This window comes from Legionella qingyii, assembly GCF_003184185.1.
Genome location: NZ_QHJG01000009.1, coordinates 53,851 through 71,476 on the forward strand (window position 1 = coordinate 53,851; position 17,626 = coordinate 71,476).

Sequence of the window (17,626 nt, forward strand, 5' to 3'; positions counted from 1 at the left end):
AAAAAAATATAAGTTGAGTAGCAGTTTTGAATTTAGTCAATTCAAAGACTTTTATTCTCGTTAGAGGAGCAGAGGACGTCGGTGAAGTTAAACACGTTACGTTACAAACAGAACGTAACTCAGTTAGTTAACAGAATTACCTTATTATAGCCGTAGCTCAAAACGTAAATTTTGTCCTGTAACTCACTAGAGTCGTTATATTGCTCCTAATGATGCGAGGGACTTAGGTTGGTAACTTCGAACAAAAAAGAGATGTATTGCTTGCGAATCGGCTCGAAATAAGGCCATTAAGGTCATGGGACTTTGATTTCCAAGGTCGTGTTAAACACCAAATCATACCGGTATAGCACTGTTATTTAGCTCGTTAACAAGAACAAATTTTACTTAAACGAGAAGACGTGAGTATACGACATTACTTGTTGGTGGTGTGTAGCTTATTACTCCTGTAAAACCGAGTTGTGCATTTCTTCTACCGAGTACTTGGAATTCGTTCTGTGGGAGTAGTTTTAGAAAAAAATAGGACCATATAACTTTGAGCTGTTCAAGCGGGCCGTTACGTGGAACTTATTTTCAGCGAAATGGTAGTTATGCGCGTTATGGAAAAGGAAGTACCGAATTTAATAGTTAAACTCGTCAAACTCCCCATCCTAATTCAAACCTGAAACGAGAAGAGTACTTTACAAGAGTTGTTTATTTAGATATTTAGTTGGACTTAATAGTCAACGTTAGCAATCCTTTTCTAACGTAAAAAGTTCTACAATCTCTCATGGTGTCCGTTAAATATAAACAGTACCATTAAACAATACTGTTTTGGGTGCTACATGTTTAATTGGAGTGGTAATATCGCGACGTATTTTATTTTATTGTACAAATACAAGACGAAATGACATAAAATCATTTCCTATTGTTAGAGAAAAGTAACCAATTAAAACTCTGTTGGTTTTTACGCGAATAAATAGTTCATTAAGTGTCATGATAAGTGTTACAATAGGTGTCTAAAACACCTATTTGAAATGAAATTAATATAGTTACTTTTTTTTACTGCACCGAGACCTATTCCCAATATAATTAAAAATTACTTTTTTTTGTTCTTTTATATTTTAAAGAGGTCTTTTCAATAGGTGTCCTATCCCTCTACTACCCTAAATGTTTAACCAGCATATATTATCGTCTCTTTTTTAAATTTTTGTCAGAACTGTCTCATAAAAAATTTTTTAATTCTAGTTTAGGTTAAGTTTAGACAGGATAGAGAATTATGAAGAACGCATGAGCAAAATTGGTTGAAAAATTAAGTCCGGTTTTTCGCTACTACGGATAGTATTCGCATTTATTTTATTGACGTTAATGGTAAACTTGCTATCCTTTGGAGTCAAGTAGTACACGTTGTTTGGTCGAGCGCTAACGAGGACTTTGTTGATTTTCTTTGGAATTTTTGTTGACTTAGTATTTATTGAGGTCTATCAAATACGTACACTGTGATCTAAGTTACATACGAAACGTTAGTATATGAGAAGTAAACATCCTTATTGTGGTTACTTCTAAGATGATAGTCCTACTGATTAGTGGCCGAGCAAAAAATCTAAACGTACAAGTAGGTTATATTGTGGGTTGGTTCGTTCTGCAAGTGTATAAAAAAAAGAGTGACCGCGACTTACAAGTGGTTAAGGCCGTCATTTTTATTAACGTAGTGTAGGGACATTTGATGACCGATTTCGTGTTTCGAGAGCACGACGGGCTATTGTTTTATTTAGTTGGCGGAGTTAACGGAAACGAAGGAACGAACTAACTTCAAGTGCGTACAGTGACGACTAAAGTCTTTGAGGGTTTTCCGGACTAAAGAATATATCTTACCATAATTGGAGTAGATAACTATTAAAGAAAAGGACTTCATTTATATTTTAATGAGGACCTAGTTCATGCGGTGTCGCTCAAGGGTAGTAATTTGGTAGATTTCGTCACTTAGGGTAACTCCAACATTGTGAAAATGTTACAAGGTACCGTGTGTACGAACGAGGTAATGGTTCTACCCGTTGTTAATGAAAAAATAGAAAATAAACGAGTCCATTTTGACTTCGCTATATAAGTATTCTTTATGGTACTTTCGGTATCGCTTATTACGGGAGAAGTGAATTATGGGACCCATATCGTTTTTCTCATCGGTCGAATAGAACGCAAACTACTTTACTTCATAGTTTTGTTCGTTGAACACCATCAAGTCCTATTTCAAAGTTCTATGAAAGTTATTATCGGTGTAATACACCAACTACTTCACCGCGATTTCCTAAATTTCTGCGATCAAAAAATTACCTTAGACATAATTAATCACGACCTCGAACTTTTATTTCAGGTGGTACTTGGTGAGCTACCGGTTGGCGAGAATTTTTTATCGCACAACCGTTTAAAAACTCGGTAAGTTTATTTATCGAATTACGTCTAAGTATAGGGCCACTACTTTACCTAAGTAATCGTTGAACAAGTACAACAAGTAATCTTTAGTGTTAAAATCCTAATAGTACTTATGAAAGATAAAGCGGCACTATTTAATTTCAATTTCTTCTTTATTTTTCTGACTTAAATTACGACCTTCTTGGACGTAATTAGTGATCCTATCGAAGTAGTTAAACAAAATTAAAGTAATAAAAAAAGAAGCACGTATGTTATTTCGGTATTGTGTACTACGAAAAGCGCTATTGAGTAGTGATGGAGCCGACCATTCTTATTACCCCTGTACTCGTGGGTTATGGTAAGGACGTCGAAGCTACGGACTATTTATTCAGTAAACAAATATTTCGTATAATGGACTAAGTTGCAGTCCTTGTTGATTCTATAGACGTAATGGTCGTTGTCCTCTTTTTTATGGAAAAAGTGCGCGACTTAGGTAACTTTATCGTAATAGTTTACGATTACCCGGTAGATTTTATGGGGGTCATTAGACAGGCGCGAGTCGGTAAAATGTGTTACGGCATCGTAGTTCACATCTACCTTAAAAGAGTAAATGTCAAAGTTGACGTCTTTCTTAACGTTGCAATCCACATGGATCGAGCTCACGCACTTTATCTAGCTAGCGTAAAACGTGTTACAGTGTGAAAAGAAACTCTAATCCTTTATCTAATTAACGCCGTAGTCAGTTTTTTTATCCAAACCCCATTAATCCTTGAAGTTCCCTTTTATGTACCGAGTATGCTGCAGGGCAAGCATTAGGTAATAGGAACCTTTGCTAACCAAAGTAGTTGAGAAGACATACTTCAAAAGGAAAGTAATAACGAAGTTGAAAGACACAACGACGATTAAAATGGCGACAAAGTCGTCGGAGTAACGACACAAGACATCCTTATTCGAGTATTCGGCTTTATAGTTATAATGGGAGAAAACGCCGTCGTTCTTAAAAGACAAATCCCGGTTGATCTTAGCCACATTAATTAGGGAGAAGCCGTCTTCGTTAACGAGGAAATTCACTGTCATGTAGGTGACCCACATGGTGTCGTCAATATTCACCAAAATCACTTAGAAAACGGTATTAGTTCGCGACTATGGTTACGAGGACAAATCCAAATTCAAGGTGAAATCCATTAAGTTGTGTGAAAGAAAAATAAAACCAACAACCGCGATATTGGCAACGTTCCGGCGATTAGTGGCAAAATGGTTCAACTAATTGAGGGAATGTTAATTCGAGTTGCTATACAAAAAGGCCATAAAAAAAGTGATGAAGCTCACATTAACATTAACACAGCGGGTTTCAGTGCCCTACAAGCTTAAAATTTCAAACAAGATCTATTTACCATGGTCCAGGCCCATTGAGTCAAGGATTTTGTCATCTATTTTCGCTACGGGGGGTGTAAGGCACTCGCTATTAAAATACTTTCTATAGTAAAAATCGTATGAGACGTAGTTGTACGCGACCTAAATGTAGGGGGCTGTACTACCGTTTTTCGAGATATAGAAGGCCTCAATTACATGCATGATTCGAACGACTAAATGGTTACCAATCAAGTAGTTTCTGTACTAAAAGTTACATCGAGTAGACATACGGACAATATTATTTTTTAAGTATTAGGTGAACCAACACACCAGCAATAAACATTGCACTTTTTATCAACGGGGTGTTATTTTTTGTACCCCGTACATATAAATAAAGCGTCGAAGATAGAATTGCAGAGCTCTAAATGGAAATCGAAGACGAAAAAATCCATTAAGATGGGTCTCGTAAGGAAAAAATTTTCAACGAAAGCGGAACAGACGTAGTTAACAACTTCCATTTCTTTCACTTGCGAGTATAAATGGCATTGATTAAAGAGCCCTTTATATAAAAAAGAAAAGTAAAAAAAATCTTCAACTAAAAAGCGGACACTACCACTCGCTTAATGGTGAATATCTGTGTAACTACAGAAAAAGTAGGTATGGTCCGTAAAGGTAGACTTACCATTTCACTAGAAATAGAAGTTGTTGTAGGTAACTACCGTATTCTAATTCTAAAAGCTTGACTAGGTCCGAAAATGAACCACGTTTGTAAAGTATTTTTAGTACTTTACGAAATAGTTGAAGGACGACTTCTGGATTTTTTCCTAATACCCCTACAAGTTAACTTTATCCCCATGGTAAAAAGGTAAAATTATCGCGTAAGTACAATAGCTGAGGCAGGTTAATTAAAGGTAATTGCAAACGTTTATGTGGTTTATGTCAAACTATATGTTTTCATTAAACAGTTCAGTTTTATGAAAATTAAATCAGATGTCAAATTATTTATAGTAAATTAAATATCAAGTTATGCTAAATTCCTTTTATAATACTACGTACGGTACCAATACCTTGTTAGTCCGTTTTTCAATTAGATATTTCTTCATTTTTTTGGACTTGGAGTTCTTTTACTTCATGAGTAATTTCAAGTACGTACACCGTAAACAGCATGACTAAATGTACACAATCTACCACTTAATTTGTTAGGGTTCGATGGAGACTAAGGTCCAGTAGTTTAACAACCGTGCCAACGTTTTCATCCAAGTAACTTATGGTTAAAACAGTAACCTGTTGCCTAACCCCAAGGCACCAATCCACCTTCAACACTTTTCACAGGTAAAACAGATAGTCCTGCACTTTTAGAAACACTGGTGCGAGCTAAATGACCAATAGTTTAACTACCACCAAAACGTCTTATAACACACCGATTGGTCGCTAAAACAAAAGGATATGGACTACCAATAAGACTACTAGTTCGACGAGGCGATAAAACACGTCCTAATTAACCAATGGCCCGGAATAACTTTTGTTTATTGCGGTTTGTAAACCCTAATATACCTAAACCACGTCGTCGTGTATAAGAATAAGTTCATCGATTTTTTGTTCCTGCTTGTCAAATACAGAAATGTTCAGGACCACTATTGGTTCGAGTTCTCAAACGGATATTCAATCCACGTCATACCCGACCTCTGAGTCTAGTTCTACGCGGGATAGGAGAACTACGACGTTAGTAAAAACGTGGGCATCCTCGTGAATAGGGCGATCGCGAAGCATTATGTCCTTTTCCTCCCTATCATCAGACACGACCTTAAGTGTACTCACTATAAGGGTCAAAAGGGATATTATAGGAAACCCCCCTCTCTCAAGAAACAAGACATCGGTTAGAGTGGTCTTTTCTACCACTTCTTAAAAATAGCGAACGTGGCTTTTAGGGACAATTTTGTCTTCAAGTATGCATAGGTAATTCACTTCGGTTAGTTCGTGAACTACTAGACGCAGTACCCGCCAAATGTCCGCGTCGTCAATAATTCTAGTCCTGAATGCTTTTTGGGGTTCCAGCTCCGTTTTTTACAAAAATTACTCCCTCAAATCTATCTGATTTACTGGCTTAATTTTTGTAAAAAATTGCTTCTCTCACCCCAAAAAGCATTCAGGACTTCTAATCTTTAGTTCACTGCAGTGAAAAAATGGTTTAGATAATCTACCAATATAACTATATAACGTTTAGGTTGTATAAATGGATAAATCTTATGAGTGACTTTTTGTAGGTATCCAAGAACGGAACTGAGTTTTATAAACCCTCGTAGCTGTAGTTCCTAATAAATGAGTAGTTTCCCTTAATAATACAAAGTTGTTCGTTATCATGCTTGTGGAAGTGGGTCAAACTAAGTACCTAATTGTAGACGCTATCTGAATCCGGTTGGACTAATATATTTTCGGGACCTCGTTGTGGTTTTAATATAGTTATGTAATTAAGCGACACCGGACCTTCATTGTCAAAATGGGCGTAGTCTACGCAAAGGACTAAGAACGAAACATCTTCTAGGACGTGAGGAATGTCTATCTAAGCGGGAGGAGTGAGCAGGCCCACGTGTTAGTTCTGTCCTTCTTCAGTTAAATTAACTTGGAACATAAGTTTGAAAAATATTTTGGTCTTGGGTATTTTATCTTCGTGGACCTTGGAATCTTCGTCCACTACAGTACGTTCATCTTCTAGTAAAGATGTATCCTGAAAGCGTTGCGTGGTTATTTCTTCCGCACCGTGTTAACTGTCGAAATAACCGTGTTATACCCAAGTTTTCATGGCACTAGCTTGAATTTTTTAAAAATGTAGATTTTTGTCCACAAAGTATGGAACCCTTATTTACAAATGACCAGTTACCACTTAATCACTTGGTAGGACGGAAATTCAGTAAACTTGTTAATTAATAACTACTATCACTTCGCATACGACGGTTAACGTAATTGCAATTATTATGGCAGTAATACGGAGTTCCAAAGGGAGCAAGATATCTTTACCAAGTATTAAGGCCGAAAGTACATTAGTGATGTCTACATTCGCTCAAAGCATTTTAACTACCACCGAATTCGACAAATAGGGACTCTAAAATTACTTATTTTTCGATTGATAAAAATCAAACTGTGATTACTGGCACCCAAGTCATCTGTCGTAAGCATTAAATGGACGACGCCGTAATCAACCTTGTCTATAAAAAACCATAAAGCCAAACCGAAACAAAAAGAAAAATAACGGGTCACGGTAATAACGTTCGACCAAAAGGAGATTTAGGGTACTTCCTTAAATACCCACCCATTTTTAATCGAACCCCTTTTTTCGCCCCAAATAGCGATAAACCAAAGTTACCTACGTCTTGCAGGAATATATAGGATGTAAAAAGTCAAAATATCGTCCACGTAAAAACATAACGTAATTAGGTTTAGAATAACTTTTATTTTGCGAGGACAAATAATATTAATTGTATGAGTAGACCACAAATTGAACCTAGTTATATATTCCTAAGGTAAATAGATTAGCTAACTGGTAAAAAACGAGGTATAAACCTGAAAATGAGGGAAAGTAAAATTAAAACTGATATCCTAACTAGACCCATTAATAAATAGGAGTAAGAGATTTGGAACATTGTGTAAGAGTAGTTCTAAGTACCTGTAGAGATTGTCGTTAGTAGGAAAGAAAAACACCATAACTTTAACGACCGCAAGTATGCGTTCTAACGTTTGGACCTCGTAAAGGGTTCCGATAACGAGAAAGTCATTAATAATAAAAACAATGCTACGAGAAACCAAGTAACTGAAACCGAAACGATGAAAGCGGCTCAGTTAATTTAAAATAATCACCATAGGGAGTCGATAAAGTTCAAAAAAAATGAGTTTATGTTAAACGATTTGACTCAAAGTAACAATTACAAAATTAGCACCATCCAACATAACCAACACGGTTATTAACCGATTAGAGGGGCTAATTTCCAGATAATAAACGTTCATTACTCGAGTTATTAAGTTAGTTTGTTAGGAGGAGACCTAATGACTAATATGTCCGTACACCACATAGTAAATAGTCATGGGAAAAAAATAATAATGGCTCATAATTATGTAGGATAACCAAGTACTATTGAAACCGATGGGTTTACATAAACAAATACATACACAAATACAAACGACCACGTTATGCTAATCGGTCCGCTCTTTTTTTTGTGCCAAGGACCAAGTAATAAAATAGCAGCTAAGAGCCTAAATAACCGTAATGATAAAGTGAGCGGTAATCGAAATGAGGAGGATTGAGCGATTTTATACCGAGCAACGACGTAATACTAAATAAATAATAATCGACAAACAATGAATAGTGAAGGAGTCGCTACAATACCTTTTTTTAAGAAATACTAGCTCACTGATTGCTTAATAGATTTCCTAGAGTACGCTCGATTTAAGTCCGCAGTTGCTCTAGTATCTAATTGTAGAACTAAATAGTCAGGAAATGATTTTCATAAGAAATGAATTCTACTTTTATTCTGATATTAAACATGTCTTATTAATAGGATTTCCTCAAGAGACACGGATTGAGACGCGTTAGTCAGAGTTACTGTAACTTAAGCTCAGTCGAACTTGTTACCAAACGATGATATCTTTCTCTGTTACGTGGTTTATGTAGGCTTTGTTTAGGAGTAAATCGATGAGTTAAAGAACGTGCAAAACCTGATTCTCTTCGGTTTGTTCATCAACTCAAAGACTTTTGTTGACCGCCTTTGCTTTGATAGTTATACTATCGGGTTCTTGATTACTTCCTTCTCCGCTTTCGAGTTAACTAATCTCTTTCATGTCGTCTACTTTACGAGGCTGTCGTCGCAAACGAAAAAGAAGAGTACTGTAATTAAAGGTTCTTATTTCGTGTACATCTTGTACAATTACTCTACTGGGTTCTCGTTTATCTATTTGTCGAATTTCTTTGGTTTCGACTTCGCTTTTTCTTGAGCAATTAACTTTACGTATAACGGCTACGATTATACGCCCGGTTACTTTAAGATTTCGAACTGTTTCTTGAATTTTTTGATCTTTCACTTAATTGATTGAACCTTGTTCTCGATGTTCTCGAGCTTCTTCTTACCAACCTCTATCTTCTTTAATTACGACTATAAAGGCTGATAGACCTTCTTGAGTTGCTCAAAGAAGTTTATGGAGATAATTAGCTAGTCGGATATCGACTTATATAATGCGTACGTTTGTTTGTCCATTGTAGTGATAGTCGTCTCAATCTCTGGGAATCTCGTGACGTTTGCCGTGTTCGCGGATGACGTTCGTTACAACTATCTCATGTCCTTTGTTGGCATGTGGCGGAACTATTTTCTTACGTTGTAAACCTTTTCGCTGAACGAAATAAAGTTAGAGTTGATCTTGTCGGCGGAGTTTGAGCACTTCTTAATATAGTTGTCAATTAACTAGCCCAATTTCGAGCTAATTTACTTGTTCATCGCAGTTTGCTTCTTTATGTTAACGGATGCGTAGCGCGTCCAGTTTATCTTCCAAATTCTAACGTTCTTGCGCCTAAAAGTGTTCGTGACGTTAAATATTCTTTTCTTTTTTAAGAGGAATTGAGAGTCAATCTCGGACAATTGCTAAAGTCAGTTCGGGTTAAATAATAACTGGGTTCAGTTTTCCGAGCAATAGCTGCCATACCTCTGAGTATACGACAAAAAAGTCTTTTATACCTAGGGCTAGTACGGTCACTTTTTCTGAACAATGTCCGGTTTGATTTGATACTTTTCGATTTTGGTCTATAAACATGGCAATGGAAAAAGGTGTTATTGGCGTTTGTTTTAGTTTGTCTTTACAAATCCTGAGCAAGAGTTTTAACGGTTTCAGCTAATGTTCTGAACTACTCAGCATATCTATCGGTAGTTCTTTTTGTTTATGTTGAATAATTTAGCGGCTGTGGAAATCGATACCGTGAATTTGGTGTTGGGTTTGATTATTAAAGATTTGAACTTGGATTTTCGTCGATGAGCGAGTACAATTTCTCAAACCACGGTTGAGTACGGGGTCGGGGGGCAGGGCTTCTATAATAATTCCGTTCTTTACGTGAACTCCGTCATCAATTCGGTCTTGCGTTTGCACTTAATTTTGTTGATTATTCGCTTCACTCTGGTCCCCTTTAATACCGAGGTCTACGTGCTGAACCAACCGAGGTATCTCAATTCTTTGACTATGGCCTAGAAGGACATGGGCTTAATCTAAGCTCAAACTTTATAGGCTTTTTTATTTACAAAGATTTTATGATCCGAGATAACTGTAAAGTAAATTAGGGTGGATGAGGGGCGCGAAATACGCGCTCCTCATCCGATTAGTTCGTTACGAGTTGTCGGGGATCTCTATTATGTAGGTTTAAACCATTTAAGACTCACTAAATCGAATAAAGGGGTCGAGTTGTCTCTAGTTTCTTGATAAGTCTGGGTTTATAATTTAGAAAGCTATTAGATAAACTGTTATAGATTATGATTAACAATTGTACTATGTTAATGGTTAAATAAGGCGTGAGACAAAATATATACTTGTTACCGAAGGTTGTAGTGAATTGAAATTTGTCGAGACATCCCAACTACCCACGATAACAAAGACAGCAAAGACACCACCAGCACCAGAAAGAGAGGAGTGGGATCTCAACGCAAAAACTAATAAGCCGGAGAGATCCCTTTCCGGTTTATTAGTCCGCTATGCTGAAATTGATAAAACTCCTCTAGTTGGAACCTTTGGCGTGATCTACGTTTTCGTAGCGTTTTTGTTTTTTGTTAGTGGTCAGCGCGATAAAAATAGTAATCGAATACACGTCGTAAAAATAAAATATTCATGTAAGAGGTTTTGAAAGGTTCACATTACGGAGTTGTCAACTACCTATGTAAAGTGGAGGTTCCAAATCCAGAACCCCAAAATAGTCCTCACATGAAGACCTGGATAGAATAGCATGGAGATAAACATCCCTAATAGGAGCTGGTAATGCCGTGCTCTACCCACTGATGCCCTCGGTAAAAAACAACACGAAAACCATAAATATAAAAAAGAGTCCGGGTCCTTAATTTATGGCGATAAAACCCCGCAAGAAATTGCCCACATCCACAAAGGAAACGCAGGTAACGAATAAAGTTTAACCGTCGTCATACCAAAGGGTTTTTTATAATACGAAATGACTGGAGTGATGAACAATGACGGCGGTACTAGCCACGTTAAAAACCTGTTTACGGTGACCGTACCGACCAATCGGTTTATCCTACCTCTCGGTCAAATCAACTACATCGGACCTACCCTTATTAGAACCGAAAGAACAAGAATAAATAACAATTTCTATTTGGTAGGCAAAGGTAACTTTGTAGTGTTAGTCTATGAGTCGTACGTTGATTTTTAGGTGTAAATACCGTTCTATAAAATAATTAACATTTTTTGTTTGTTTTGACCAACAATTGACCTATATCACCAAATCGTAAAAGAGGGTAGCAATAAAAAACACCAAATACCCCTTTAGGAAAAAACGTTTTTCGTATAGTAAATCTATTTAACCAACGGGGGAGCGAGTAAAGTAATCATAAACATCCTAATCGCTAACGTACAGGGAATAAACGAAATAAATAATTAGCTTATTTTTTAGCGACGCGTAAATAAAAAATGTCATGAAACCAAAGACGAAATAGCTAATCAAACTATTAGAAGCGAGTAGGATACGGTTAAACCGATGACTCACATAACGAAAAAGAAAAGCCAAAATCAAATCCTCGTAAAGGTTATCATAAACATTAACCTTTTCTTAGTTTAGGCAATATAGACCGCCCATGTCATTCAAGAAATTAGTTACGGTCACTACGAAAAAACCTACGTTAATGACTCGGTCGTTATCCATTCGACGAACTATGAAAATCATTGCGTCCATGAAGAGTACTAAAAAGTGATAAATCAATAGTATAACGTAATCGATAAAATGGAAATATAGTTTATTAACCACGTAAAAACTACGCTACCCACTTTCTACTTGTAGTATGCCAAGTAATTCATACGTTACTTAGTAATTCAAATTATTTGAATTACTAAGTAAAAAATTAATATAACCACTTACCGATAACAAATCTGTGACACAAGCTTAAGTATAATTTGAACTGGATCTGATTTCGATCAGATTTAAAGAGTACCAGTATTAGTCTATTAAGTGACCCATACACCGAAGTTTATTATTCAAGAAAATCAAGTAAAACATAATTGCGTATAATTAGACGAAATGAAGTTGGAGGAGACATCTAACTAATTATTTGAAAAACTAGCGATTTAATTACTTAATTTTAGTCTACTAATAAGTTATGAGAGTTGTACTTGTATCTGGGTTCGCTTATGTGGACTTCGGTTGAAGTGGAACTGAGCAAATATCAGACGATGGAGTATACTTAGACGGAAAAGATTGAGAAGCCATGAGTGTAGTTTATGGTACGGAAGTTGTAATAGACGCCGGGAAGGTCATATGCATTACTACCCTACGAGAACGAGTGGTGAGTATCGTTAATGTGTCCCCAGAAATTAGAAATGAAACCTGTATGGTTTAGGACCGTCTGATAGATGCCGGGGGACGTTAAAAGCAGGTTTTAATGAGTAAACGTGACGAAGTATCGCGTTTCACGGTATTCTTTTATCAAAGAGTCATAAGTAGCGAAATGGATATATTTATTACGAGCTAATAGACCAAAAATAATTATTACTGTTCTATTTATATGAACTGGGCAAAGTATCTTTCAAGGTCAAAACTAACTTAGGGAAAAAATGAAAATTACTCTACACTAAATAATTTCTATTAAGCTAATAGTAACAGGTCGACGTAAATATAAACCATAAGCAAGTAAATATTAGTAGTTTCCATAGTTATTTGATTGTCCGTTTAAAAGTTTGTTTATTATAACAGGTTTAACTCCGGGTAAAATTTTGAAGTCTTTCTTGTCTTAAATTCTTCTCTGGTCGGGTAGATCATAAATCACTAAAGATAAAACTAAGTGTGACCTCGATCGATGATGAAACAATGCTGGGTAAAAAAAACGGACTATGTCACGAAGTAGACGAAAACTATAATTTAGTAGCTGAGAAAATGGTAGTATTCCTATTTTTCGCTATGGCTAACTATACCATTGTCTTTATCCAAGAAGGAATAACTAAAGTTAACATTCAAAGAGCTAGCTGAGTGCATCACGAAGGCGGAAACAAAACCGTACAAGGTTTAATGACCAAGCATTTATTTAGTATTTAAGGAGTGGCGGGGTTGCTGTATGGTTCAGTAGGAGAGCTGTATAAACGGAATAAAAACATCGTTTAAGTTTTTCTTGGACCAGCGGTTAGTTCACTGGTATCCATAGTAAATGAAAAAATTTTATTAGTTATAGTTAATTATTATCTCGTTTACACTTGCCTGTTAGAAAGCTAAAATTTTAAAGAAAAACGTTCATAAGAAGTTTTTTTGCAGCTAATATTTATGGACAATTCGATAGAACTCATCTAACCCAAAAGTTCTGTAGTACTTCAAATTATAACATTTCTGAGTCACGTCTGACGAGCCTTTATTAAACACGGTTTCGTTAATTAGCAACTAACAGACATAAATGCGGTTTGAGGTGTATTTTGTTTGGATTGTAAAGTAAAACCCGATTATTTCCTTTCGTCCGTATCGAAAATCCGAAAAAGGGTCGAAAAAATTATACTAATGTGTTATTGGGAAGTTAACATAGACTTTATATTATCCTAACCACAGCATTATTTCTGTTTGTTAGGAATCTTCATTTTTCTTTATTTAACCTTTGCCCGAGTGGGGTCGAATTTTGAGATGATTAGTGCAAGTTTAATAGACTACTTTATTCTATTTGTTAAGGTCTACATGGTCTATCCTATGCAAATGACATTAAAAAATAATAGAGTTAGCGTAGCAGGTACCTTTCTGACCTAACGTTATTTGAGTAATTAAGAAAGTTATTGAGGTCAAGAAATAAAACGTAAAGTTCTGAAAACTGCTCTAAAAGTTCGAGATAAAATCTAAGGAGCTCAAAAGCAAGTAAAACCTATGCGACTACCTGTAATTAACGTTTTACTGAACGTGGTTATTCTAATGGTAGACTTAGTACTTAGCCTAATATTACATAAAGTTTCAGGTTAGGCAGTATAGCAAACAGAAATTTACTGAGTTAGTGTCATTTACGCCTTGGAAATTAACGAAAAAAGGTTTCGCTGTAGCTAAAACAAACTAAGAGCCGCGAGTAAAAGACATTTTCATGTGACTTTAAGTATGGTTAAAGATTTAGTTAAAACTTTTATGCTATTTAAAGTGTAAATATGTAACATAATTTTCGTTATTTTAACATCAAGTTTAGTTAACGTCGTTGATTTAGTAATGACGGGAGTTATTAAGGAACGTTCGCAAGTGCTCGTAAACGATTAAGATGAACACGAGCGAAATTGAAAAGTCTCAAGCGAGAATATTGGACCTCCCATATTTAGTTTTTAGGTCTCTCATGTCGGTACTAATGAGGCTAATAATTCTAGTACCGTCCCTTTTTTCTCCATTATTGGACAAGTATTTCAAGTTATCTTCCGGTTTCCGAATAAAAGGTTCAAACTGGTATACATCCTTCTTATTATCATACAACGGTTGAGCTTATTTTAAATAATAGAGCTCGTAATCATATATTTTCGGGACTCCTCAGTATCTATGAATTTAATATAGGAACTTATAGGTAAAAGAAATTTTAAAGAAGATTTTTTCAAAGATATAGTTCTTATGGTTGGTATTTAGGAACTTTTACTAACAGAAATACGTTACCTGAATTGTTATTCTTATAGAAAAGAACGGGCAGTTCAAGTTTGACTCTTGAGTAAACGTCAAGTAAAAAAAGGTTTGAAAAATTATTAAGAAATGCAGCTGACTATAGTAACATATCTAATATAGCAAAATAGACAAGTAATGGGAGGAGTCCCCATTAGGTCGCATGTAATATAAATAACAGATGGGTAAGTTAACGCGCTTTTGGACCAACTAGTACTTATATCACGTAATGTAGGCATACGGTAAGCGAAAGTCTACAACAAACTAATGAATCGGTCGCAACTCGCTAGGACCTTTTTATCCTGCACTCGAGAACGTTTACCCTGAGTTAGTGTAGAAGATGTAAAAGTTGAAAATTGAGATTATTGTATAAATTACTTAAAAGAACCAAAAAAAATCACTTGACGGTAGGATTTTATCACTACAAATTTTACTGTTTTTGCCAATAATTACCTTCTCTATACGCTCTCACAAAATATAAAAAACTTAATTACATTCTTTAATAAGGGTCCGAATTTTCCTAATCTGGTTGTCGTCACCTTTAACTTTAAAAGTAGGTAGCAGGTTGTGGTTTTGCACAACACTTTAGTTATTTTACTAGTCGGCGCCGCTATTTAGGGTTTGAATTTTACTTCTTATGTGGCTTATTTGAGTCGGTTTCGGTTAATCACCTTTTTAATTTACTTTGTTAATTTTTTGTTTCCCGTCATTAATATTTTGAGTTTCGTTGTGGTCCACGGCGTCTCGGACCTATAACTCATCCCAGGTTATGTTTTTAAAATTACTTTTTATGTAGATATGGGTCTAATTGTAAATATTACACGAGTATATTTTGTTCAGGTCTTCTATTATTTTCTTTTGTTGATTCTTAAGCCGACCAAACGTTATTAAAAAATAAATTTGTTTAATTTCTATCGGGACTATTTTATTTTGGGTTCCGACATGGACCAGAGTACTTCTATATAGGTCCCTCTAAATGACTATTTACTCCTAACTTTATGGTTCGTTTATTTAGGTTTTCGGGGTACTCCCTTGTTTGAGGGGGTTAATTCATGCAATGTCAGGATATCATATGAAAAGGTAGGTATAAGAAAAGGAATCGATATTTTTTATCATATTCGGTTTCTTTTTGAATATCTATCTTAATCTACGGAGATAGCTATGTCTTTGCATTAAATTTCGTTCTTGAATTTCTCATTCGATAATCCTTCCTGAGAGGAGATTTGACATAAGTAGATATCGATTGTTTTAAAAAAGAAGTTCTCTGAAGCGAAATAAATTTCCAAATAAGTGAGGTAACTATTATTATCTTTTTTACTTACAAAAGAGTACACCTAATTATTATTTTGGACTGTTACTTCTATATAGTACGTAACTTGGTCAGAACCGTATTTGAAAAAAGAGTTCGTACCAAAAGAAGTAAGACAGGAAATTGCAAGGACTTTGTGGCCTAACTCCATCACGAAACTTCTTTTATAGAAAGTAGCGAACTAGTACTATCTCTAGCGATTCGTTCTGATGGTAAACGAGACCCCAGTGATTTAATATTGCTCAAGGGAGTGGTAGTTGCTATAGGTGGACGCTGTATAGGTCTACTCACACAAGGCTATTATAAAAAAATTAACGTATTCGTGGAAGAAATACCCAAGGAAAAGGTCAATCGCTTATTGGTTCGAAAAACCATTCCGACAAACGTATCTCCAACAGGCTAACAACATTGTATACTCATTAGTCGAATGAGTCGCGAAAACTAACTATTGAGCGTTATTTTAGGCATAGTGGTCCTCTACAAGGCAATTATTAAAATGGAAAGTCGCGTTATGACAAAAATAATTTGCGAAAAACCTAGTGAACGAAATGATTATTGTTTCCTAGTCCCTATCGTTCGAGATAATTAAAACCTAAAAAGAGGACTTAGTATGTAGGTATATTCGCTTACCATAATAACCCAAACTAAAGTTCTAAGTTTGACGTTACTAGAAAGGGGAGAAGAAATGAATGACAATGATGAAGTAATTGTTGGCAGTCACGAAATTCATCACAAAAGCCAAATTAAAGCCACCCAAATGGATCAAGAAAGCGTGACTACTCAAGTATTCCGTGAAATAAAAGTAAGTTATAACGACGACATAGACCTCGTCGCATTATGGTGGGATTTAGCAGTATTCTTCAAGGTGAACCTATTAAACCTCAAACTATAACACTTGACAGTTAATAATATAAAGGAAAATACCTCGAATATAATAAGAAAAAGTTCAAGTAGTAATTACTTCAATTTAATAGACGTCATTTGCTTCCACTGGGACATTTAACTTGTATCATTAGAACTAAAAACGCTCTTTCGCAACAATATTTTGCTATTAGCCCAAAATTAACCATATCCCGACGACGTCGCCATTTATTGAAGTACGGTGATCGACCTCTTTCATTAAATAGGCGTAAGGACGACATTTGATGGACCGGTCAAAGGCGGAGAAATTACTCTTATGGTTGCCAACGTACACCGTTAAAAACACGTTATTAGGGTAGATAAAAGAGACTTTCGCAAACTCTTAAAGGATAAACTAACTTCTTTTTTCGCCGTTTCTTTGTATTTATTAATCTTATCGCGTGCCGTAAATGGGATTATTCTAGGTACTTCATATCGAAATGGCTAAGTCTCGGCTTCACGTTGGGGATTAGGTTCATAAAACCAGATGCGAAAATTTTCATATAAATCAAACTATACCTTTATATACCTACGACGCAAAATAGGTTGGTTACTTCATCAAAATTATTTACTCCGAGTAGGTATCCAAGGATGTACGTAGTTAATCGTAGCTAAGTATTGAAAATCGTAGACATAGAGGAAATTGGGTTCACAATATGGGTGATACTCTATGTAGTAGATATTTAAATAGTCGTCCTCAAAAGGATAGGGGACAGGTTCTTTGAGGCGACGGTATTTTATTTGGACCCTTTTATTTTATTTCACGTTAGTATAGTAACTTCTCAGAAATACATTCTTAAAGTAAGAAATAATGTCGTAAACTGAGAAGATGATATCTT

At 35.6% G+C, this 17,626-nt stretch carries 1 protein-coding gene; it reads left to right on the plus strand.

Going from position 1 to position 17,626, the window contains the following annotated elements; all coding sequences use genetic code 11:
• Positions 1 to 16,572 precede the first annotated feature (16,572 nt).
• Positions 16,573 to 16,779, plus strand: coding sequence for a hypothetical protein (locus DGG96_RS07340; protein WP_110142089.1), 207 nt, complete (start codon positions 16,573 to 16,575; stop codon positions 16,777 to 16,779).
• The last annotated feature ends 847 nt before the right edge of the window (positions 16,780 to 17,626 follow it).